The sequence below is a fragment of the Clostridium chauvoei genome (genome assembly GCF_002327185.1).
Taxonomy (GTDB): Bacteria; Bacillota; Clostridia; order Clostridiales; family Clostridiaceae; genus Clostridium; species Clostridium chauvoei.
The window spans coordinates 1,138,374-1,161,943 of sequence record NZ_CP018624.1 but is presented as its reverse complement, the minus strand read 5'-3'; the positions used below and the strand labels follow the sequence as shown (position 1 = coordinate 1,161,943).

The window sequence follows — 23,570 nt, the reverse complement described above, 5'->3', positions numbered from 1 at the left end:
CTCCTAAGGCATTTAAATATACCTTTTAAAAGCATATCATTTTAATTTATATTATTCAACAAAATAAAGCTTCCAAAATCATATATTTACAGATTAGGAAGCTTTATATAAAAATTCGTATTTTTAATCATCTCCAACATTTCTGTTGTTATAAGAATATACATTATATCCTTTCCAAATTTCTTCAAGGTTGTTAAATATAGTTGCTATATTTTCTTTTTCTCTCATTCCAACAGCGATTATTAAAGCATTTATAACTGATAATGGTGCAACAAGAGAGTCCACAAATGATGCCATATTACTTTGAGCTATTAATGTATAATCTGCTTTTGAAGCAAGTGGTGAAAGTAAACTATCTGTTATAGCTACAACTTTTGCACCTCTATCTTGTGAGAAACTTAAAGCATCTATTGTTTTAGATGCATATCTTGGAAACCCTATTCCAATAACTAAATCTCCTTCACCTACATTTATCATTTGTTCGAATATATCAGATATTCCATATCCTACTGTTTTTACATTTTGAAGTATTATATTTAAATAAAACCCTAAAAACTCTGCAAGAGCAGTAGAACTTCTAAGTCCTATAATATAGATTCTTTTAGCTTCGAAAATTTTATTAATTACATCTTCAAATGTATTATAGTTTATTTTTTCAAGAGTTGACCTTATATTCTCCATATCGGCCTTTAATACTCCCTTTAGTGCATACCCCTCACTTACATAATCATTTGATAGTTCCAACCTTTGAACAGTTGTTAATTTATTTTTTATTAGTTCTTGGAGAGCTTTTTGTAATTTAGGATATCCTGTAAAACCAAGTTCGTTTGCAAATCTAACAACTGTTGATTCAGATACTCCAACTGAAGTTCCTAATTTAGCTGCAGTCATAAATGCTGCTTTATCATAATTTTTTAATATATATTCAGCTATAAGCTTTTGTCCTTTACTTAATCTTGAAAATCTTAATTGAATTAATCTCATTAAATCCTTTGAGCTATCATTTAGATTATTATCCATATTATCCCTTCTTTTCTCTAATCTTCAGTTAGTATTATTTTAGCACCTTATGAATACTGTATCAATATATATTTCATATTATATGAAATAACTTTAATAATTAAGATTTATATAGATTATATAAATCATCATGAAAAAATCATTTCTTTTCAATAACTATAAGACTTGGAGCCATTTCACTTCTATTTAAAAAACTATGACTCATAACTCCATAATATTTTTGGGGTAAAGTTTTTATATATTGTAAAATGCAAGTTTCTTCTTTTTTACCTTCATCATGTCCTTTATATATACATATAGTCATAATCCCTCCTGAGTTTAAAATTTCCAACCCAGTTTTAATACTCTTTAGGGATGTTTCATGCATAGTTGTAATATTTTTATCTCCTCCTGGGAGAAATCCTAAATTGTACATAATACAATCAACATTTTCAAGTATATATTCATTAATTTTATCATGTGAATCATTAATTACAATTACATTTTCCAAACAAGTTTCTTTGTATCTATCACAAGGTTCTTTTTGTATTTCAAAAGAATATACCTTTTCAAAGTTTTTAGATAGAAAATCAGAATCATAACCATTTCCTAAGGTTCCATCTATAGCAATTTTTTTATTAACTAAAAAAGTTTTTATTATATGATGTGATAACTCACTAATGTCAGCAACATACTTAAACATAATATCTCCTTCTATAAAGAATTAATATATTCTAATTCTGCTTTACTAAGATTTCTCCATTCTCCTTTTTTCAAATATCCTAGTTTTACATCTCCAACAGCAACTCTCTTAAGAGAAAGTACAGGATGATTTAAAGCAGCACACATTCTTCTAACTTGTCTATTTTTTCCTTCATGTATAGAAATTTCAACAGTTGAGACTTTTCTATTTCTAATATTTTCAATAGATATAATTTTAATATCTGCAGGGGCTGTTATGTAATCACCTATATTAATTCCTTTTCTAAATTTATCTAAATCACTTTCGCTAAATTCACCTTCACATACAGTTATGTATTTCTTTTTTATTTTAACTCGTGGATGAATTATTTTATTATATATATCTCCATCATTTGTTAAAAGCAATAAACCGGAACTATCGTAATCTAATCTTCCTATAGGAAATATTCTCTCATTAACATCTACAAGATCAAGAATTGTTTTCCTTCCTTTTTCATCTTTAAGAGAAGTTATATATCCTTCTGGTTTATTAAGCATTATATAAATTTTATTTTCTTCTTTATGAATTATTTTTCCATTAAACTCTACTTTATCAATACCTTCCACTACTTTTGTTCCTAATTCTTTTATAATAATACCATTAACTTTTATTTTTCCTTGTAAAATTAACTCTTCACATTTTCTTCGTGAGGCAACTCCACACTTAGCCATATACTTTTGTAATCTTTCTTCCATTATTATCACTCCATAATTTTATTACCAACTATTATAGTACTATTACAATTGGCTTAATGCAATAACAAGAAAATAATAATAAATTTTTATGAACTAGTATATACATTATTAATAAACACGCCCTATTTCTGGCTTTTATTGTATTTTATTAAAATAAATTTCTTGTATAGCATATGCTTAAAAGATGAAGAATTTAAAAGTATTTCTTAGTTTTTATTAATAAATAGCAAGTATAAACCTCTAAAGAATTTCCGATAAATAGGATGAAACATCTATATATGGTACTTACTGTAGAATATTGAAAAGATATTTTCTATTTGTTATACTCAAGAAAAAACATTCAAAAGGAGTTATTATGGAAAAATTATTATTTGGTATTTCAGGACTTCCAATTGGAGAAGGTGATAAATTTACTTATCCGACAGGAATAGAATATTTACATAGTATAGGACTCGATGCAATGGAATTACCATTTGTTAGATCAGTTAATGTAACCCCTAAAAATAGACCTGCAATACTTGAAGCAAAAGAAAAATATGATTTTTATCTTTCTGCTCATGGATCATATTTTATTAATTTAAATGCAGAGGTAGAAGAAAAAAAGCTAAAGTCTATTGATAGAATATTACAAGGATCAGAGGCTTTAAAATCTATTGGTGGAAAAAGTTTAATCTTTCATCCAGAATTTTATTTAAAGTCATCTAAAGAAGAAGCATTAGCTGAAATTAAAAAAAATTTATTAACTTTACCAGGTAATATAGATTATAGATTAGAAACTACCGGGAAACCAACTCAGTTTGGAGATATAGATGAAATTATAACCTTATGCAAAGAGGTTCCTTATTGTAAATTATGTATTGACTTTTCACATATACATGCAAGAGAGAATGGATTATTAAAAGAATATAGCGATTTTGCTAGGATATTAGAAAAAGTCGGAGAAGGTCTTGGAAGAGAAGCTTTAGAAGATATGCATATTCACTTGTCAGGTATTGAATATACAAATAAAGGTGAAAGGCATCACTTACCTTTTGAAGAAAGTGATTTTAATTACAAAGCATGTTTAAAAGCTTTTATAGATTATAATATAAAGGGTTGTCTTATTTGTGAAAGTCCTATTCTTGAACACGATGCTTTACTATTAAAAAACACTTATGAAAACTTATAAAATTTAAATATATATTTAAGCATATAAAAAGACTAGAATTTAATAGATTTAAATTCTAGTCTTTAAAATTACGAATTTATAAAGTCTCCTCCATTTACATGTATAGTTTCACCTGTTATGTAAGAGGCACCATCACTAGCTAAAAACACGTAACTTTCAGCTAATTCTACTGGTTGCCCTGGTCTTTTCATAGGCGTATCTTTACCGAAGCTTGCAACTTTATTTTCATCAAAAGATGATGGAATTAATGGAGTCCATATAGGTCCAGGAGCTACTGCATTTACTCTTATACCTGTTTTAGCTAAGTTTTTAGCTAATGATCTTGTAAAAGAAGTAAGAGCTCCTTTAGTAGCAGAATAGTCTATTAATGTTTCACTTCCATGATATGCAGTTATTGAAGTAGTATTTATTATGCTATCTCCACTTTTTAAATGAGGTAGTACTGCTTTTGATAAATAAAATGCTCCAAAAAAATTAGTTTTAAATGTTCTTTCTAATTGGTTTCTTGTAATATCAATTAAAGAATTAGCAGTATGTTGTTCTCCTGAATTATTAACTAATATATTTATAGTTTTAAACTTTTCTATAACTTCATTTATAGCTTTTATACAAAAATCTTCTTCACCTATATCTCCAGGAATTAAAATACATTCTCCATTAAAATCTTCAATTAATGTTTTTGTTTTATTTGCATCCTCATGTTCATTCAAATATACAATTGCTATTTTAGCTCCTTCTTTTGCGTAGGCTATAGCAATGGCTCTACCAATTCCACTATCTCCTCCAGTTATAATAGCTACTTTGTCTTTAAGTTTTAAAGCTGGATGAGAATAGTTAGTTAAATTATAGATAGGTGCTGGATTCATTAAATGTTCTTCGCCTGGTTGTTTGTTCTGATGTTGTCCTGAAATTTGAATTTTAAGTTTTTCTTCAAAGGACATAGTTTACTTCCTCCCACTTTTTAAATTTTTATCTACCTTTTCTAAGTAATTATGTTGGGAAACTATATTTTCTTCGAATTCTTTAATAGCTCCTCTAGTAAAATTTCCTACATTTTTCATATTTTCTAATTTATTATCATTCATATTATCACCTTTTTATTTTTATTATGTGCTTATTATAGTTAATTTATGTGATTTCAAACATTATTTTAAATTTTCTGAATTAATCTTCAAGTCATGATATAATATTTTATATAATGGAATTTAGTGTAATAGAGGTGATATATATGTATCTAGAAAAGATTCAATTGGCAAGAGAAACAATAAAAGATGTTGTAATTAAAACCCCATTGTTATATAGCAATTTTTTTTCTATATTAAGTGGTAATGATATCTATATGAAATGTGAAAATTTACAAGTTACAGGCGCTTATAAAATAAGAGGTGCTATAAATAAAATTAATTCATTAAGTAATGAAGAGAAAAATAAAGGTGTTGTTTGTTCTTCAGCTGGTAATCATGCTCAAGGTGTTGCATATGGAGCTGCTTTATCAAATGTTAATGCCACTATAGTAATGCCTAAAACAACGCCTTTTGTAAAAGTTAAATCTACTAAAGACTTAGGGGGTAATGTTGTTTTATATGGTAATTGTTATGATGATGCTTTTAAAGAAGCAAAGCGAATAGAAAAGGAAGAACATTCTATATTTTTACATCCATTTAATGATTTAACTGTAATTCAAGGTCAGGGTACTATTGCTTTAGAAATATTTGAAGATTTAAATGATGTAGATGTTATAGTTTGTCCAATTGGTGGAGGTGGATTAATAAGTGGGATATCATTAGCGGCTAAAGAACTTAATCCTAATATTAAAATAATAGGTGTTCAAGCTGAAGGAGCAAATGCCATGGAACAAAGTTTTAAAAATGGAAATCTTATAAGTCTTAACTCAATAAATACAATAGCAGATGGTATAGCAGTAAAAAGTCCCGGAAATATAACTTTTGATATAATTAAAGATTATGTTGATGATATTGTGACAGTAACCGATAGTGAAATAGTAGAAGCTTTTTTAATATTAAGTGAAAAACATAAACTTTTAGTAGAAGCTTCAGGCGCTGTATCTTTAGCAGCCTTAAAGAAATTAAATTTTAAAGATAAAAAAATAGTTTCAATAATTAGTGGAGGTAACATAGATATGCTTACAATTTCATCATTAATAAATAATGGATTAGTAGAAAGAGGTAGATTATTTTGTTTTTCAGTAGAACTACCTGATGTTCCAGGTCAACTATTAGAAATATCTAAATTATTATCAGAAACCTCTGCAAATGTAGTAAAATTAGAACATAATCAATTTAAAGCAACCAATAGACTTAAAAATGTTTTGTTAGAAATAACAGTTGAAACAAATGGTCCTGATCATATAAATATAATTAAAGATGCCTTTAAAAACTATGGATTTTTCATAAGACAAATGTATTAAATAATAGAAAAACCCTCTGTTTTTTAATAGGGGGTTTTTCAACAAACTGAAAATAAAATAGTCATAAAATGGCTATTTTATTTTTAACCAAAAAGGTAATTTCATATTACCTATGCTTGAAATTAAAATAATAAAATCTTTAATTATAATATCAATATTTACTAAGTTTTCATTAGACAGTTTTTTATTTAATATACTCACAATAGTATTATTATCTATAGTGCTATCTTCAAAGGATTTATCATTATTAAAAATCTCTTCTTTTAATTTAATTAAACCATAAATATTATTTATAGTAATTAATTCTTCTTCTGAAAAATCAGTTCGTTTACTAATTAATTTTATATAAAACCTGATTTTAGATTTTAAATTAAAATCTAAAGTTTCATCCCAAATATTTTCAAAATATATACAACCTACTGTATTTATATATGATTCAATACAACTTAATCCCATAATTAAACTAGATATCTTTTCTTTATAGATATTATCTATATTTTTTGTAAGTTCTGTATCTGAAATAGATACTTTCTCAAGATATTTTGACTTATCTAAACTTCTACAACAATTTTCATAAAAAATACCTTCAAAATTATAATTGCTCTTAATAATTCCTTTACTAAGAGTAAAATTTTCATAAGAAGATATTATAGGTGGAAAATTTTCGTTACTAGTATTTAAATTTTTATATTGTTCCTTATTACAATTAGCTAATCTTGCTAAATGTGCATCATATAAAGTTTTAACTAAACTTCTCTTTACCACATTACACCATTCTAAATACTCCTCTATTTTGTCTTTTAATTCATCTTTATTAACTTCTTCTGGATTTATTAAAAGACTGACTAAATAATCATGTTTATCTTGAAGAGAAAAAATTTCATCAAGATAATTGAAATTAGAAGTTTCTTCACAATACTTTATTGAATCTAAAACCCTCCATTGATATATATTTCCATTATCTAAAACTTGATAATAAGAATTTAATATATGTTCTGGTGATTCAATATATCCTTCTAATTCTTTAAAAGCTATGTAATATTTAGAAACTAATCCTTTTGCAGTTATTTCATTATATTCTTTTATTAGACTATCAGTATCTTTAAGCCTATTATTTTTAACATATCTTTTATAAAAAATCTCTTTACGGACATTATGAAATATTTTGTAATTTGAAATTACAGCTTTTTTATAAATAGATGCTTCAGCTAGTTCATCTTCATCTAATTTTGAATAATCTAAATTCCATAAAGTGTTCTCTTTTTCTAAAGTTATTTTTCTAGGATTAAAATATTGAATAGCTATAGATTCAACCCACCAATTAGGCAAATTTGTTTGATTAGCTACCTTATCTATAATTGTTATATCTTCCAAATTAAACCTCTCCTAAATATATACTAATATTTTAATACTAACATCTTAAATAAAATTTGTCGAATTATTCTATTTTATAAATCAATTTTAATCCCATTTTCTCTTAACCATAATGATTTTTCTTTATAATTTGGCATAACTCTAAATACATCATTCCAGAAGTCTTTTGAATGATTCTTATAAACCATATGACACATTTCATGGACAATAACATAATCCAGTATATCTTTTGGCATCATTGATAATCTCCAATTAAATAAAAGTTTATTATCAAAAGTACAGCTACCCCATCTTCTTTTTTGTTGTTTAACCCTTATTTCTTTAGGCGTATTTTCAAAGTATTTTTGATAATAACAAACTCTTTCTTTTACAATTTTAAAGGTTTCTTCTCTATAAAATTTTTCTAGCATATTTCTAATTTTATCTTTAGAAGAAGTGCTAATTTCTATAACTTTATTTTCATGATTAATTAATACTGTATCTTTTGGAGTAGTAACCACTTTCAAAGTATACTTTTCACCCATATATAGATAAAACTCTCCATTTAAATAATTATTCTTTGGAATTACTTTTTTCCTATTTAACATTATCTTTCTTTTATTAATAATCCAACTTGCTTTCTTTTCGACTATATTTAATATATTATTTTCACTTAACTTTTCAGGAGAGATCACTTTTATATTTCCATCTATATCTATTTTTATAGATAATGTTTTTCTATTTCTATAGATTATTTCAAATTCTATTAATTCATCTTTATAATAAAAACTCACTATTTACTCCTTTTTTAAAATCAATATAATATTTTCTTTTAAATAATATATCACCTAGACTTTAAATTAATCTAGGTGATATATTTTTAATTTATAAATTCTATTCTGCTCCAATATTTCTCATAATACTTATAACTAATTGTTCTCTTTTTTCAGTAAGATATTCTCCATAAAAATTAACTTCGTCAGCTAAACGTATATCATTAAGTACTACTTCATTTATTTCTTTTAATATGTATAAGTTAATGTCCATTCTATATGTATGTATTATCTGATTTTTTATTTCATTATATTCACTAATACTATTACTTTTCTTATATTTTCTAACTAATGACTCTAAAGCTGTATTATACTTATTTATTTTGTAAACTATGCTTTGAATAACTTTAGATCTATTTTTTATTAAGTGTTTTTCATATCTTATTTTTATATCCATAAGTTCTTTTATTGTAAAAATAGTATTTTGAATTTCAAATACTATTTTATCTTCTTTAAAAACTGTTTCAATAATATATTTAAATAAATCTTCTTGATTTTTAAATTTATTTTCTAGTAAGTCAATTCCTCCTACTATTTCAATAGCTTTTTTTAAATGTTTAATTTTTTCTTCTATATGTTTTTCGTTTAAATTCATTTTTAATCCCCTTAAATTGAAGTTTTACTTTAAATAATATTATATAATCTCTTTTACTTGTTGTCTATCATAAGACTTGCGATCATAAATTTTTTCTTTATTTATACTTATTTACGAGGATTATATATAAGAGTATACTTCGGTATATATTTTATTATATTCTAATAAAACAAAAAAAGGTTGTATAAGCAACCTTTTTTTGTTTACTTTATATCTATTTTTGTTCTAGTAAGAATTCCAAATCCAATAAATAGTACTATACCAGCTATCATAAATGGCAATTTGCTTCCAAAATCAAATATAAAACCTGCAAATAATGACCCTAATACCATCCCCATGGACTTAGCTGAATTTTGAATTCCCATAAGAGATCCATAATTATCTTTACTTAATTTTGTTACTATATTTTGTTGAATTGGAACATATATGCTACTAATTGTTACAAAAATTATTATTAATACAAAAAATAAATTTGTATTAGTAGTTATCGAAGCTAAAAATATAATTACTCCTAATAATAATGTTAGATATTTAAAACTTACTTTATCATCTACTTTTTTACCTATATATGATGTCAATAATAAGTTTCCTAAGAATCCACAAATTCCTGCTATAGATAAAAATACTCCATTAAATGATGGAGGTAACTTCAATATTGATTCTATATAATAATTAATAGATGAACTATAACTAGTTGATGAAAAATAGAAAATAATAACCATTAACATTATCATAATTAAATTAGTATCTACTCTATTTGTTAATTTATTAAACTTAATTTTATTTAATTTTATACGTACTTTTTCACCTGTATCAACAATTGTTTCAGATAATATAAAATAAATAAAAATACTTAATACTATACAAAGTACAGATTGAACTAAAAATGCTATTTTATAATTTGTATTTCCAATAACCCCTCCTAGAAGAGATCCTAATGCACTTCCTATAGTGTTACATGCTGCATAATATGACATTATTTTAAGTCTATTTTCTTTTGTTGTTATATCTGTTAAATAGGCTATAGATACTGTTAGGTAACTTGTTACAAAAGCCCCTCCTAACAATCTAAATATTACTATAACAATTGTATTTGTACTAAGCCCAAATCCTAATTGACTTATTCCATATCCTACAAGACCTATTATTAAATACTTAATTCTTCCCTTTTTATCAGATAATCCACCCCAAATAGGTGAAAAAATAAAGTTTCCTAATGACATAGTAGCAAAAAATACACCAAACATAAAAGATGGTAATCCTAATTTTCTTATAAGTGCTGGCGTGACTGGATGTGCCATACTTAATGCTACTGATATTACTAAATTTAATATAAGTAAAGACTTTGTTGATTTTTTCTTCATATAAAAATTCCTTTTCTTTAAAATTAATGTAGATTGCTTTATATGTAATATTAATCTAATATTTAACTTCCTGTCAATCATTAAATAGCATCTAATAGTTATTGTTATAAAAAAATATGAAGTTTAGTCTATTAAAGCTAAACTTCATATTAAAATCTTAATTATTTACTTCTATCTTGCTATTTCAGTCTTATTTATAATAGAGTAGTTAACTTCTTTAAATTCATTTTTAAGGACAAATTTAAATAAATTTTTAAATAATGAATTTACAAATAATAGTTTTCTTTCAGAAAGCTTAGGAAGCTTTTTGGAGTAATATGATAAAAAAGTATCTACAGGTGATATATTTAAATAATCATTATTAAATACTGCTATTTTTAGAAAGTCTTCATCTTTTATTGCAACTTTAAACACTTCATGAACTCTACCATTGATCATATCATCAAATTCACTATAATTCTCTTTAAAAGCCTCTTCTGCCTCTAACATAACTTTAACTGGTGAATGTAAATCTAATTTATCAAATTTCATTTAAAATCCCTCCCTGAGTATCTAGTTAAATAATATAACTTCTAGTTATACTATTATAATAACAATTATGGAATACGTTTTCAATAGATTTTTCAGAAAACTTTGTTTTTTAAAATGAAGTTATTATTTGTAATAATAACTTCATTTTAAATTTATACTCTATATTAAATCTATAGTATTTATGTCTAGATTATATGTTACATCTTTTCTTTCTACAATTAACTTTATTTTATTCATTATGTCCTTATCTTCTTTAGCTTTTCCTATAAGCTCTTTAGTTGGATTAATTGCATATGGGTTTCCTACAGATTTAAACATTGTAAAATCTCCTGAAGTATCACCATATGCAAAGCTTTTTTCTAAATCTATATCATATTTATCTTGTAATTCTTGTATGGCTTTTAATTTACTTTCGTGATCCCACATAGGTATTATATCACCGTTGTAGGTATTATCTTCTCCTAACTTGTATATAGTACCTCTATAATCATCCATATTATATTTCTTAGACATCTCTCTTACTAATTCTATAGGTGATCCTGATATAGCAATTACAATATGTCCTTGTTCTTTATGCCATTTTATTCTTTCTCTACTAAATGTATATACTCTATCCCCCTTTTGTTCTATTACTCTTTTAGCTATATAATCTATATGATATTTGTCTATTCCTTTAATAGCCTCTGTATAGATATCTACCATTTTTAGTAAATAAGTATCGTAATCTCCTTGTCTTTTATCCCATTTTATATAAGCTGGTCTAACATCTCTATACCATTTATTTTCATTAACTAGCTCATACTTAATTATTTTCTTAAATACTTCAGTTATAAGACCTTCTCTATATATAGTTCCATCAATATCAAAGAATGCTGCTATTTTTCCCATTGTAACTTCCTCCAATTTTCATTTGTTTTTTTATTCTATGATTTTTATTTATAGTATTATACCATTATTTTTTGAATTATGAAAATAATATTAAAAAATAATGGTATAAATTATATTAAATTTAACAAATAGAATAATATAAAAAAAGATGAAATTGAAATTTTAGTTTTGTATTCAAAAGAATAATAGTTAAATTCATCGTATTTTGATCTTAATGAAAATATATTACTATATTCTTTTATATTTTTCTTTACTCTATTGTAAAGCTCTTCTTTATTATATCTAGTAGGTAAATTGTCCTTAACTATATATTCATTAATTTCATCTATAGTTAATATTGCTATCTTTGAATTTCCTTTACCTGTAATTGATACAAATTTATTTGTAATCACTAATATAGGCATAATGTTTATATCTTCAATAATTTCTTTTAGAAAAAGACTTTCTCTTTGAATTTCTTTAATAGGACTATCTACAGTATTGTATTGATTATTGTAGTACCTTTTTAAAATCCCGTCTTTCTCTATTACAATATCGCCTCTTATATTGGTGCATTTTATATTATATATCCCTTTTTCAGTTATAATTAGATTATCAAATTCTTTTTTGCTTCTTTTATTCTTTAATATTACATTACTTATTATTTTATTTTCATTTATATCTAATTTATTTATTTCATTTTGAAGTTTTTCTTCTCCTAATAGTCCTTCTCTTATAATTTCATTTCTTTTTTTATTATTTTTAAAATATGGAATAAACAAAAATAAAGTCATTATTATAAGAAAAAACCGTCTCCCAATAGAGATCATTCCAAAATCAATTAAAATTGATGATATATTATAAATTATTAATACAAAAATTAGAGTTGTAAATATATATAATAATTTATTTGTTAACTCTCTCATAACATCCTCCTTAAATAAACTATTATACTAATTATTACCCTATATATTGTTACTTAAACATAAAATTAATTATACTTCCATTATTATAGGAATTACACTAGGTCTTCTCTTTGTATTTTCATAGATATATCTTTCTATAGATTTTTTTATACTAGTTTTTAATACATACCATTCTATAATGTTTTTCTCTAAGCATTTATTTAATTCTTTGCTTGCTATCTCCTTTAATTCATTTATTAATTTTTCTGATTCTTTAACATATATAAATCCTCTAGTAATTACATCAGGCCCTGCTATTATACTAAAGGTTTCTTTTTCTAAAGTTACTACAATAGTTACCATTCCATCTTCCGCTAATTGTTTTCTGTCTCTTAAAACTAAGGTTCCAACATCCCCTACTCCTAGCCCATCAACATATATTGATCCTGTTTTAACTTTTCCATCTATTTTAGCCTCTGCTTTGCTAACCTTTAAAACTTCTCCTGTTTCTAAAATAAATATATTTTCCTTACTCATTCCTAGTTTTTGAGCAAGTTCACTATGATGTTTTAAATGTCTATATTCGCCATGTACTGGCATAAAATATTTAGGTTTAACTAGTGTATGTATAAGCTTTAACTCTTCTTGATAAGCATGACCTGATACATGTACTTCTTCTAAATCTTCATAAATAACTTCTGCCCCTTTTTTGAAAAGCTCATTAATTACTTTTGATATTAACTTTCCATTACCTGGTATTGGTGATGCTGATATTATATATAAATCCTTAGGTTCTATTTTTATTTTTCTATGATTTGAAAATGCAATTCTTGCAAGAGCTGCCATAGGTTCACCTTGACTACCTGTAGTTATTATTGTAATTTTATCATTTGGATAATCTTTAATATCATCTATAGTAATTAAATTTTCTGGCTTTATATGAAGATATCCTAACTCTATTGCTACTGTAGATATATTCTCCATACTTCTTCCACTAAAAGCTACTTTTCTACCATATAATATTGATGAGTCAATTATTTGTTGCATTCTATGTATATTAGAGGCAAATGTCGCTACTATAACTCTTCCCTTTGCCCCTTGAAAAATTCTATTAAAAGTATTTCCTATTATACTTTCAGACATTGTATGACCTTTACGTTCTACGTTTGTACTATCAGCCATAAGAAGAAGTACACCTGATTTTGATATAGTAGCTATTCTCTCTAAATCTATAACTAAACCATCTATAGGTGTATAATCTACTTTAAAGTCTCCTGTATGCAAAATTGTTCCTTCTTGAGTATGAATTGCTATAAAGCAAGAATCTGCAATACTATGAGTACTTCTTATAAATTCTATCTTAAAATTATCAAGTTGAATTATATCTCCAGGTTCAACTTTATTTAAGGTACAATCTGATAATATATTATGTTCTTTTAACTTAGTTTCAACAATGCCAAGGGTTAATTTAGTACCATAGACAGGTATATTAAGTTGTTTTAAAATATAAGGAAGAGCTCCTATGTGGTCCTCATGTCCATGTGTTAAAAAAATCCCCTTTACTTTTTCTTTATTTTCTTTCAAATATGATATATCTGGAATAATCAAATCTACTCCATACATACTCTCATCGGGAAAACCGGCTCCGCAATCTATCACTATTATTTCATCTCTATATTCAAATGCAGTAATATTTTTGCCTATTTCTCCAATTCCTCCTAAAGGAATAACTTTTATATTAGATTTACATATCATTGTGTTTCCTCCTTTTTAATTTATATATCTAATAAAAATAGTTTTCCTTATATTATTAAATTTAATTCCTAAGTTAAAATAATAAATTAATTAAAAATACTACTATTGTTAAAACTAAAGATGATAAGTAATTACTAATGCAATGAGCTGATATAGATACTCCTAACCCATACTTACAATATAAAAATCCAAATAATAATCCTGGTAATAAATATATTGGAAGGCTTAAAATGCTTGGCCCATGCATTAGAGCAAATACTAACGAAGTAATAAATAAAGTACTTAATCCATATCCACTCTTTAAATTTAATACATTTATACTATTTGATTTAATTTCATTTTTTCTTACTATACTAAACCAAAATTTAAATATACAAGCAAAAATAGAAAACCCTACAACTCTAAATATAGTCTCTTCTAATATAGCTGGTGTAATTGCTGTAACTATCAACCCTTCAAAACTAAAATTTTTATAAGTACTTACAACTTGATTAGAGCCAATTTCTATTATACTTTCCCCAAAACATATTGGAATAAGCCTGTATAAATAAGTAATAAACATCACAATTAACCCGGAAATAGCTCCAGTAAAAATCCCTATAAAAATCTCTTTTCTTCTAAAAAGATTTTTCTTTAAAAAACTTCTACCACCTGAAATAGTTATTATACACCCAGTAATAACTATTGATTCTCCAATATAAAGTATGTCATTTATTTTTATATCTAATAATGTTGTTACTTTACATAAACATAATATTTGCATTACTAAAATAGAAATTAAAAATGAAATTATCATATACCCTAGCTTAATACCTATTTCATTATAAGTATATTCCTCATTTAGAAAGATTCTTTTCATAAAATTACTCCTTTTAAATTTCTTGGTCAAAGTAATATATGAATTTTCATCTTAATATATTCAGTCTAAATTTATTGCATATGTTTTATATAATTTACACTATAATGTAATCTTTTATATTATTTGTATATATACTATATAAATAATAATTATAGGGGTATATATGAATAATGAAATTATAACTATTGGCATTGTGTTTAGTTTTATTTTAGGAACTCTACTACACTTCACTTATAAAATATTCAATAATAATAGATTTATTGGATATTTCTCTGCAATAAATGAAAGCGTTTGGGAACATATAAAACTTTCTATATTTCCTATATTAATTTTTATGCTAATTATTATTTGTTTTAACTATGAAAATATTAACAATTTATTTTTTTCTCTTGGATTTTCGCTACTTTTATCTTTAACACTAGTTCCATCCATATTTTATAGTTATACTTATATTACAAAAAAACCAGTATTAATAATTGACATATCTATTTTTATATTAGCAGTTATTCTTCCATTTTTACTTATAAAGTTTATAACAAACCTTCCTCCTTTACCTAATTTTTTTGAAATACTAGGTATATTACTAACAACTTTAATAATACTTTCTTTTTTTTATTTTACCTATAATCCACCTAATACTAAATTATTTATTCAATATACAACAAAAGGCTAGGAACTCTAAGTTCCTAGCCTAATTTTAATTATTATAGTATAAATTATCTGTTTGATATTCTGCATCACATGTAATATCAATACCTAATTTTCTAAAGGTTTGATCATCATTTCCACTAATTATTGTAGTTGAATGAGCTTGACCGCCCTTAAGCATTGATAGTTTATCAAGCGCTGCTTGAGCTGTTGGATTTGTTGCTGCACAAATGCTAAGTGCTATTAGTATTTCTTCACAAGTTAAAGCAGTACTTTTATTTCCAAAAGTCTTAGATTTTAAGTTTATTATAGGTTCAAGTATAACAGGTGATATTAAATGAATATTATCATTTATATTAGCTAAATATTTAATAGCATTTAATATAACAGCTGCTGAAGCATCCATTACCTCTGAGCCTTTACCTTTTAGTATTGTTCCATCAGTTAGTTTTAAAGCAACAGCTGTACAAAGTTCATTTTTATCTGAAGCTTCCTTTAGTTTAGCTGCATGTTCTCTAGCTGGAATAACAACACTTCTATCTGTTTCTTTTAAATTTAACTCTTCCATGATAAGTTTTGCTCTATCTGCAGTTTCCTTATCAACATAACCTTTTTTATATTCACAAGCTGTTTTAAAGTATCGTCTTATTATTTCTTGTCTTGATGCTTCCTTTACAACCTCATCGTCTATAATACCATATCCAACTCTATTAACGCCCATATCTGTTGGTGATTTATAAACAGCTTCTTCTCCTGTTATTTTTCTATTATTCTTTTTAATAGTGGGAAGCTTTCTATATCTCTATTATAGTTAACAGCTAGCTTATTGTATGCATCCATATGGAAAGAATCTATTAAATTAACATCTTTAAGATCTACTGTTGCAGCTTCATAAGCTATATTTAACGGATGTTTTAATGGAACATTCCATACTGGGAAAGTTTCAAATTTTGAGTAACCCGCAACATTTCCTCTTCTATATTCATGATATAATTGACTTAAACAAGTTGCTAGCTTTCCACTTCCTGGTCCTGGTGCTGTTACAACAACTATTGGCTTTGTTGTTTCTATATATGGATTTTTTCCATATCCTTCATCACTAACTATTGTATCAACGTCTGCTGGATATCCCTTTGTTGCTTTATGCTTATAAACTTTTATTCCTCTACGTTCAAGTTTATTTATAAATACAGTAGTAGCTGGTTGTCCATTGTATCTTGTTATAACTACGCTATTTACATCTAACTCATATGCTCTTAAATCATCTATAAGTCTAAAAACTTCTAAATCATAAGTTATTCCAAAGTCTCCTCTGATTTTGTTTCTTTCAATGTCTCCTGCATATACACAAATAACAACTTCTACTTTTTCTTTTAACTTATGTAGTAATTTTATCTTTGCATCTTCATCGAAACCTGGTAATACTCTTTTTGCATGAAGATCAAACATTAATTTGCCACCAAATTCAAGGTACAGCTTATCATAATCATTAACTCTTTCTAATATGTACTTTGATTGTTCTTCTAAATATTTCTTTGGATCAAATCCTGCTTTCATTGTACCGCCTCACTAACTTTAAATTTACTATTATCTCTTGTAATTAAGTTTTTATTATACAACACTTTTTCCTAATTTTCTACATTGAAATTTATAAAAGCATCTATTTTTTATATAAATAAGTCAGCAACTATTGTATTAATCTACGCTGACTTATCTATTTTTAATTTAATTATACTTTTATATATTACTATTTATTAAAAAAGTAGTACATTTAGTATCACCATATTGTTTTGCTTTAAATCCTTCAATCATAACCGTTCTAGATTGACATTTTGAACATTCATTATATTTACAATTTGTTAATTCACAATAAATATCTGGTAACTCTAGTTGAAATCCTTTATTTTCAACGTTATTTAATCTATCCTCATAGATATCAGTTTTTCCTATTAATCTAACACGTTTAGAAATTTTATATTTTTCAAAACTATTGCATCTTGGAATATTATTAGCTTCATTGTTACAACTTAAAATTCTTATAGTATGCATATCACAAATTCCAAATAAATTATGATTACATTTCCTTACATTACAAGATAGTCTATTCACTTTCTCACCTACCTTTATAAATTTTATGCTACTTATATTTATTAGAATTGTCATACTTTCCGAATTTTATTCCATTATTTTAAATAAAGAAAAAGACGAAAGATATTTCTTTCATCTCTTTATACATATTATTCAATATTGATCTTTTTACTTTGATAATTCCAAAATACTATTGCGCCTATAAGTACCATTAAAGATATACTTGCATTTAACCAAAATAAAGGATTCCCCATACTACCTACTAATATTATTAATGATCCTATCGTAGCTAATAATGGATTAAGAAGCCCTTTCCATAAACCTTTTATTTCTCCACTACGCCCCATTCTAAATACTTTCACATATAATAATATATATAAAACATAATTTATAGTTATAGAAATTTCAGATATATCTGAATTTGGTAGCAACTCAAATTTTTGAGTTAAATAATGAATACCAAGCCATAAAACTGATATTATAAATGCAATAATTGAAGATTGTACAGGCATTCCTAATTTTTCATTTACTTTTGAAAACACCTTATATTTAGGGAACATTCCTCTTAATGAAAGAGAATATGGTAATCTAGTTAGCCCCATTGTTAATCCATTTACCGTTCCTAATATTGAAATAACAACAAAAGTTAATATTATTTTAGCTCCCCATGATCCAAAAATACTATTTGCAGCAAGATCAACGTGAGCATCTCCAAGACTCATTACTGTTTCTGGACCTACATAGATGCTTATTCCTACGAAATATAATAAATAAATTATTAATATAAATAATGGTGCTACCACTAAAGCCTTTGGTAGATTTTTACTTGAATCTTTTATTTCATGTCCTATAGATGTAGCAACAATCCATCCATCAAAAGAAAAGGCTATTGGTGCAATTGCAGTAATCCATCCAAAAGATTGCATATGTGTTATATCACTTATTGATATAGAAGTTGGATTTCCAAAAGTTAATCCAGCTATTGCTATAAATACTAATGGTATTATTTTAATAACTGTTGAAGCATTTTGAAATAATCCTCCTAGTTTAGCTGATAAAACATTTAGTATAAATATTATAATCATAATTGCTAAACCAATTAAAATTTGAACTTCTAATCCACCATCAAAACCAAATAACATACATATATATATTCCTGATACCCAAGAAACTACTGAAATAAGGGCTGGATAATATAAAAATGTATGAAACCAACCAAATGCGCACGCTATTGACTTATTATAAGAATACTCCGCATATGTTATTACTCCACCTGCTTTTGTGTTACGGGATGCAAGTTCTGATATTGTTAAACTTCCAAAAATAATTCCAATAGCTGCTATACAAAATACTAAAACCCCTAAGCTAACACTCCCATTAGTAGCTATTAAGATATTATCACTTTTAAAGAATATACCTGAACCTATAACTACTCCTACTATCATTCCTATGGCTGTAAATAAACCATATTCATTTTTCTTCATATTATTCCTCCTATCCTACGTAACCTTTATTTAAAATAATAAATAGTTGTTATGAATATATCATAATTTGTCAAAAAATAAAAGTCTTTGCTGGAAATATTCTTGATAGGTTATAAAAAATTAACATATTAAACCTTTAGAATTTATAAAGTATTAAAGCTCATATCTAAATGTTAAGATATCAGTAATAACAAATTCCAACTTCATCACAAGTTAAAAGGAAGTGAAAAGTCAAAATAAGTCTGTAGAAAAAAATATACCTCAAGATATTCAGCCAGATACTCAAGAATATTCAACTAAAAATGGAGTGTTCATTGTTACGAGGTATAATACAGTACGAGACGTTTGTGAATTTAATTTAGCTGGAATTTATGTTACAACAAAAATCGAACCTTTAAATAATTCAGGAATATATTCTCATATTGATGTACAAAATAAAGATAATGTTTATATCGATGTAATTATAGATGTTAAGAATTTAAATAATGAAACTAAATTGACAGGCGACTTAATTGATGCAAAGATAAAAATTAAAAATAAACTTAATTTTTATTCTATTAATTAATATTTTATATACTATTCTTTTCAAAATAAGACACCTTAAAAAATTAAGGTGTTTTATTTCTAACCCAAAGCCACATCTAATATCATCATTACTAAAAAGCCTAGAATTAAGCCTAAAGTTGTTATATTCTTATTTTCCATAGACGCTTCTGGAAGTAATTCTGATCCTACAACTGATATCATAGCTCCCGCTGAAAATGCTAATAAAAATGGAAGAATGCTTCTCATAGTTATAGCCGCAACTACTCCTAATACTCCAGCTAAAGGCTCAACAAAACCAGAAGCTTGTCCGAAGAAAAAACTTTTATTCCTAGATAAACCTTCTCTTCTTAATGGCAGAGATACTGCAGCCCCTTCTGGAAAGTTCTGAAGTCCTATTCCTAAAGCTAGTGTCATTGCTGCAATAATAGTTGTTCCTGGTATTCCAACCGCTACGCCTCCAAATGCCACTCCAACTGCTAGCCCCTCAGGAATATTATGAAGAGTTACAGCTAAAACTAAAAGTATACTTCTTTTATAATTCTTAGCTTTAGTAGTCTCTTCAATAGTTGATTGCTTATTACTTACACCATATGAATACTTATCCATTAATTTATCTGCTACAATAATGAAAACTCCTCCTAAAAAGAAACCAATTCCAGGTATTATAAACCCACTATGTCCTAATTCTTCACAAAGTTCTATTGCAGGGCTTAAAAGTGACCAAAAACTTGCTGCAATCATAACTCCTGCTCCAAATCCAAGCATTGCATTTAATATTCTTTTATCTACTTCTTTAAAGAAATAAACTAAAGCTGCTCCTAATGCTGTTATAAACCAAGTAAATAAAGTTGCAAGAAGTCCTTGAAGTACAGGGTTTAATGAAATAAACCAGTCCATTAATTAATCCTCCTAAGTACATTATTAAACTTTACATTATTAATATACTTATTCATATCACTTTTTGTTACATAAATAATAAACTAGTCTACTTAATTTGTAGACTAGTTTATTAAATCCGTTCACCTAATATAACCATAATCTCTCATTTAACTTATACCATAATGTTACTTTACGAAATATTAGGACTAATATATATATACTATAAAATATATTTAACCGTACAATTTTATAGTTTCTAAATTACCCTTAAAGTTACTCCTATGTATTTCTCAATTCTTATTATACAACCTTTTATCATTATTAAAATACTTTCGATAAAACTAGTGCTTTATTTTTTTATTTGTAATATTATGCTATTATTTTTTCTATTATATAGTTATATTAAATTATTTTATTTTCCTATTTTTATATTACTTTTAATTGTATCACTCGGAAATAGCTGATTATAGAAATTCTCAAATCCTTCATCATCTATTTTTACTTCCTCAGCATCATTTATATAAAACTTATCCATTGTGTCCATTATTAATTGAAACTTATTTATATTATTTTCTTCTAATAAAACATCATAAAGATAAGCTAAATGATTTTCCATATAACATTGTATATTTTTTATTTCCTCATCTGAAATTTTCCCTTCTTTGTACATTTCTTTAATAGGACCATTTCTAAATATAAAATATGTTGATGCCTTTGATATTTTAGCTATATGCGATTTTGTTTCCTTCATAATAACCCACCTCATTTGTAATACTATACTATAAACTTACGTCTATTTTTTCTATGTCCTTTTGTATTTGTAAACTTCTTCTTTATAAAGCTATATGTAAAATCAGTAATTGTATGTAATCCTGAGCCTAAAAATAATGCAAAGCCTATATTTATAAAGATAAGTTTATTTATATTTATATACTCTATTGTAGCTTTTATAACTTCATCTGTTGCTAAGTTTATAATTCTTAAAGAATACAAAACTCCACATACTATTAAAAGTATTATATATATGTATATAACACGTATTATAGGCCCTAATAAAAAACCATGTGTAAATATACTTCTATGTTTAAACATACTTTGATAAGGGTTCCAAATAAATTTTAATTTTCCCCATCTGTAATATTCCATACTTTTAATATCTAAATCTCCTGAAAACATAAAACCACCAAATAAATATATTGATACAGCTAATACTGTTACAATAACTATTTGACTTTTATTTTCAAATAAATTAACGTTAATCATAAGGAATATTATAACTATTAAAGGGGATAAAGCTATTGTTATTTTGTCATGTGTTTTCCCCTTTGCCATTTTAGTGCTCCTTAACTGTACTTTATTACTCCAATTGCCACACCTAAAATATTAACTTCTCTATTTATTAAATTTATATCGCTATATAATGGGTTCGCTGGAGTAAGTACAGGATTTTCTCCATTTGTATTAAGTATTTTAAGAGTTGCTTCTCCGTCTAAACTAGCTGCAACTATATCATTATTATTTGCTGTGGATTGCTTTTTAATAACAACATAATCTCCATCACAAATATTCTTGTTAATCATACTGTCTCCTTTTACCTTTAAAATAAAAGTATCAGGTCCTTTTCCAAGCCAAATTTTAGGAAGATAAAAATCCCCCTCTATACTATCATTCATTTCTATAGGGCTTCCAGCTGCTATATCATTAAATATTGGAATATCTATAAGTTCTTCTTCTTTAAAGGATAACCCATCATTTAATAAGATTTCCTTTTCTATAGAGGACGTATCTATATCAAAACTTGCTACTCTTTTATTTTTTAAATTTAAATATTTATATGTATCTATTGTCTTTGGCATAATAATCTCTTTCTTTACAAATGTTGTTTTATATAAGAATGTCTTTCCTTTAAAATCTTCTCCTAAAGTTTTCAACTTTCTCCCTTTAACTAACCATGAATATTCATCATTATAAAGTTCACTGTTAACTATAAAGATTAATGATGAATATGGACTATTTTTATAAATAGATTTTACAAATTCTATTTCACCTCTAGTTAATTTTTCAGAATCATCTAAGATAATATGCGTATATTTTAAATGATATTTCTTCACATATTCAGTAGCATATAGAAGATCTTTGAATTTATCACTAAGATTCATCTTATTAAGCTGATTTACATAAAGATCTTTAATAATAAATAAACATTCTCTCGTATAAGAATTTCTATTTATTCTCTTTTCTCTACCTTTTCTATCTATATTTAAATACTCTTCTAGCGTAAAATTAGAAGCTCTAATCCATAATATTTCGTCTAGTATAAATTCACAGCTTGTCTTTTTTAAAAATTTACACTTTTTAGCTAAAGAATCTATTTCAAAAGATAAACTTTCAATTATATTTATCATATCTTCTTTTACTATATAATTATTATTTATAGCATTTTCTCTTTTGTAGGCTTTAGAATAAGTATCTATAATATCTCTTAAAACTGTGGATTCTAATCTTCCTTTATCCATTGAAAATAATGAATAAAAGTGATTTTTATTTTTTTCTAAATTATATAAACTTGTAACTTTATCTTTATTTTCTCTATCTGAGGAGATAAATAATATAGAATCATCTTCATAAATACAGTAATTATTTTCTAAATTAATAGCCTTATAAATTGATGTTATACTTTTCCCCGTACCTTCTTTTCCTTTTAATAATTTATATCCTACTGACTTTTGATTTATAAATTTATTTTGTATTTTAGAAAATTCCATATATAGTCACCTTCTCCCTCATAATTATATAATTCTACATTTTAATAATATCTTTATGAGCTCTAG

General features: G+C 25.5%; 25 protein-coding genes and 1 pseudogene. 4 read left to right on the top strand and 22 right to left on the bottom strand.

The genetic code is table 11. The features are described 5' to 3' along the window. Positions 1–123: 123 nt before the first annotated feature. The 3 genes from BTM21_RS05535 to BTM21_RS05525 form a co-directional block, all read right to left on the bottom strand. A complete protein-coding gene (locus tag BTM21_RS05535) occupies positions 124–1,020 on the bottom strand; it encodes a MurR/RpiR family transcriptional regulator (RefSeq protein WP_021875704.1) in 897 nt (298 codons plus the stop codon). Positions 1,021–1,159: 139 nt separating this feature from the next. Next, positions 1,160–1,702, bottom strand: a complete 543-nt coding sequence (gene mnmM, locus BTM21_RS05530) for a tRNA 5-(aminomethyl)-2-thiouridylate-methyltransferase MnmM (protein WP_096145369.1) — start codon at positions 1,700–1,702, stop codon at positions 1,160–1,162. Between the two features lie 11 nt (positions 1,703–1,713). Next, a complete protein-coding gene (locus tag BTM21_RS05525) occupies positions 1,714–2,436 on the bottom strand; it encodes a pseudouridine synthase (protein WP_021875706.1) in 723 nt (240 codons plus the stop codon). A 355-nt stretch (positions 2,437–2,791) separates the two neighbouring features. Between BTM21_RS05525 and BTM21_RS05520 the strand changes: the two genes are divergently transcribed. Further along, a complete protein-coding gene (locus BTM21_RS05520; RefSeq protein ID WP_021875707.1) occupies positions 2,792–3,604 on the top strand; it encodes a TIM barrel protein in 813 nt (270 codons plus the stop codon). Positions 3,605–3,672: 68 nt separating this feature from the next. On the opposite strand, the gene BTM21_RS05515 is transcribed toward BTM21_RS05520, so the two are convergent. Together BTM21_RS05515 and BTM21_RS13775 are read right to left on the bottom strand one after the other, a co-directional pair. Then, complete coding sequence (locus BTM21_RS05515; RefSeq protein ID WP_021875708.1) at positions 3,673–4,545, bottom strand: SDR family oxidoreductase; 873 nt, start codon at positions 4,543–4,545, stop codon at positions 3,673–3,675. Between the two features lie 3 nt (positions 4,546–4,548). Continuing rightward, positions 4,549–4,689 (bottom strand): hypothetical protein, encoded by a 141-nt coding sequence (locus tag BTM21_RS13775; RefSeq protein ID WP_021875709.1) that lies wholly within the window; start codon positions 4,687–4,689, stop codon positions 4,549–4,551. A 143-nt stretch (positions 4,690–4,832) separates the two neighbouring features. Between BTM21_RS13775 and ilvA the strand changes: the two genes are divergently transcribed. After that, positions 4,833–6,032, top strand: a complete 1,200-nt coding sequence (gene ilvA / locus BTM21_RS05510; RefSeq protein ID WP_079481363.1) for a threonine ammonia-lyase — start codon at positions 4,833–4,835, stop codon at positions 6,030–6,032. A 72-nt stretch (positions 6,033–6,104) separates the two neighbouring features. On the opposite strand, the gene BTM21_RS05505 is transcribed toward ilvA, so the two are convergent. The 9 genes from BTM21_RS05505 to BTM21_RS05465 all read right to left on the bottom strand — a co-directional run bounded on the left by BTM21_RS05505 (position 6,105) and on the right by BTM21_RS05465 (position 15,094). Beyond that, positions 6,105–7,406, bottom strand: coding sequence for a hypothetical protein (locus tag BTM21_RS05505; protein ID WP_021875711.1), 1,302 nt, complete (start codon positions 7,404–7,406; stop codon positions 6,105–6,107). A 74-nt stretch (positions 7,407–7,480) separates the two neighbouring features. Further along, positions 7,481–8,179 (bottom strand): M48 family metallopeptidase, encoded by a 699-nt coding sequence (locus BTM21_RS05500; RefSeq protein WP_021875712.1) that lies wholly within the window; start codon positions 8,177–8,179, stop codon positions 7,481–7,483. Between the two features lie 100 nt (positions 8,180–8,279). Further along, positions 8,280–8,813 carry a hypothetical protein gene (locus BTM21_RS05495; RefSeq protein ID WP_021875713.1) on the bottom strand — a complete coding sequence of 178 codons (534 nt, stop codon included), beginning with the start codon at positions 8,811–8,813 and terminating at the stop codon, positions 8,280–8,282. 203 nt (positions 8,814–9,016) lie between these two features. Then, positions 9,017–10,258, bottom strand: a complete 1,242-nt coding sequence (locus BTM21_RS05490; RefSeq protein WP_096145368.1) for an MFS transporter — start codon at positions 10,256–10,258, stop codon at positions 9,017–9,019. A gap of 90 nt (positions 10,259–10,348) precedes the next feature. After that, a complete protein-coding gene (locus BTM21_RS05485) occupies positions 10,349–10,708 on the bottom strand; it encodes a hypothetical protein (RefSeq protein ID WP_021875715.1) in 360 nt (119 codons plus the stop codon). Between the two features lie 159 nt (positions 10,709–10,867). Continuing rightward, positions 10,868–11,596 (bottom strand): HAD-IB family hydrolase, encoded by a 729-nt coding sequence (locus tag BTM21_RS05480; protein WP_079481365.1) that lies wholly within the window; start codon positions 11,594–11,596, stop codon positions 10,868–10,870. A 110-nt stretch (positions 11,597–11,706) separates the two neighbouring features. Beyond that, entirely contained in the window at positions 11,707–12,501 is a 795-nt protein-coding gene (locus BTM21_RS05475) for a nuclease-related domain-containing protein (RefSeq protein ID WP_079481366.1), read from the bottom strand. Between the two features lie 69 nt (positions 12,502–12,570). Beyond that, complete coding sequence (locus tag BTM21_RS05470) at positions 12,571–14,235, bottom strand: ribonuclease J (protein ID WP_021875718.1); 1,665 nt, start codon at positions 14,233–14,235, stop codon at positions 12,571–12,573. 73 nt (positions 14,236–14,308) lie between these two features. Beyond that, on the bottom strand, positions 14,309–15,094 hold the full coding sequence (locus BTM21_RS05465) for a CPBP family glutamic-type intramembrane protease (RefSeq protein WP_021875719.1): 786 nt from the start codon (positions 15,092–15,094) through the stop codon (positions 14,309–14,311). 163 nt (positions 15,095–15,257) lie between these two features. Here BTM21_RS05465 and BTM21_RS14220 point away from each other — a divergent pair, with 163 nt between their 5' ends. After that, positions 15,258–15,767, top strand: a complete 510-nt coding sequence (locus BTM21_RS14220; protein ID WP_079481367.1) for a DUF6512 family protein — start codon at positions 15,258–15,260, stop codon at positions 15,765–15,767. 24 nt (positions 15,768–15,791) lie between these two features. Here BTM21_RS14220 and BTM21_RS14145 read toward each other — a convergent pair whose 3' ends face one another. The 4 genes and pseudogenes from BTM21_RS14145 to BTM21_RS05445 all read right to left on the bottom strand — a co-directional run bounded on the left by BTM21_RS14145 (position 15,792) and on the right by BTM21_RS05445 (position 19,314). Then, positions 15,792–16,310: a DUF1846 family C-terminal domain-containing protein gene (locus BTM21_RS14145; protein WP_341429547.1), complete on the bottom strand. Its 519-nt coding sequence runs from the start codon at positions 16,308–16,310 to the stop codon at positions 15,792–15,794. A gap of 48 nt (positions 16,311–16,358) precedes the next feature. Then, positions 16,359–17,299 (bottom strand): annotated as a pseudogene (locus BTM21_RS14140) (DUF1846 domain-containing protein); the annotation flags it as partial. A gap of 180 nt (positions 17,300–17,479) precedes the next feature. Beyond that, positions 17,480–17,851 (bottom strand): DUF1540 domain-containing protein, encoded by a 372-nt coding sequence (locus BTM21_RS05450; RefSeq protein ID WP_161493095.1) that lies wholly within the window; start codon positions 17,849–17,851, stop codon positions 17,480–17,482. A 128-nt stretch (positions 17,852–17,979) separates the two neighbouring features. Further along, positions 17,980–19,314, bottom strand: a complete 1,335-nt coding sequence (locus tag BTM21_RS05445; protein WP_021875723.1) for an APC family permease — start codon at positions 19,312–19,314, stop codon at positions 17,980–17,982. 223 nt (positions 19,315–19,537) lie between these two features. Between BTM21_RS05445 and BTM21_RS05440 the strand changes: the two genes are divergently transcribed. Further along, a complete protein-coding gene (locus BTM21_RS05440) occupies positions 19,538–19,879 on the top strand; it encodes a hypothetical protein (protein ID WP_079481369.1) in 342 nt (113 codons plus the stop codon). A 59-nt stretch (positions 19,880–19,938) separates the two neighbouring features. Here the strand turns inward: BTM21_RS05440 and BTM21_RS05435 are convergent, their stop codons facing one another. The 4 genes from BTM21_RS05435 to lexA all read right to left on the bottom strand — a co-directional run bounded on the left by BTM21_RS05435 (position 19,939) and on the right by lexA (position 23,504). After that, positions 19,939–20,757: a ZIP family metal transporter gene (locus BTM21_RS05435; protein ID WP_021875724.1), complete on the bottom strand. Its 819-nt coding sequence runs from the start codon at positions 20,755–20,757 to the stop codon at positions 19,939–19,941. Between the two features lie 394 nt (positions 20,758–21,151). Continuing rightward, the gene (locus tag BTM21_RS05430; RefSeq protein ID WP_021875725.1) at positions 21,152–21,490 is read right to left on the bottom strand and encodes a hypothetical protein; all 339 of its coding nucleotides are present in this window, start codon (positions 21,488–21,490) and stop codon (positions 21,152–21,154) included. A gap of 23 nt (positions 21,491–21,513) precedes the next feature. Beyond that, complete coding sequence (locus BTM21_RS05425; protein WP_021875726.1) at positions 21,514–22,071, bottom strand: metal-binding protein; 558 nt, start codon at positions 22,069–22,071, stop codon at positions 21,514–21,516. Between the two features lie 11 nt (positions 22,072–22,082). After that, positions 22,083–23,504: a transcriptional repressor LexA gene (lexA, locus tag BTM21_RS05420; RefSeq protein ID WP_021875727.1), complete on the bottom strand. Its 1,422-nt coding sequence runs from the start codon at positions 23,502–23,504 to the stop codon at positions 22,083–22,085. Between the last annotated feature and the right edge of the window lie 66 nt (positions 23,505–23,570).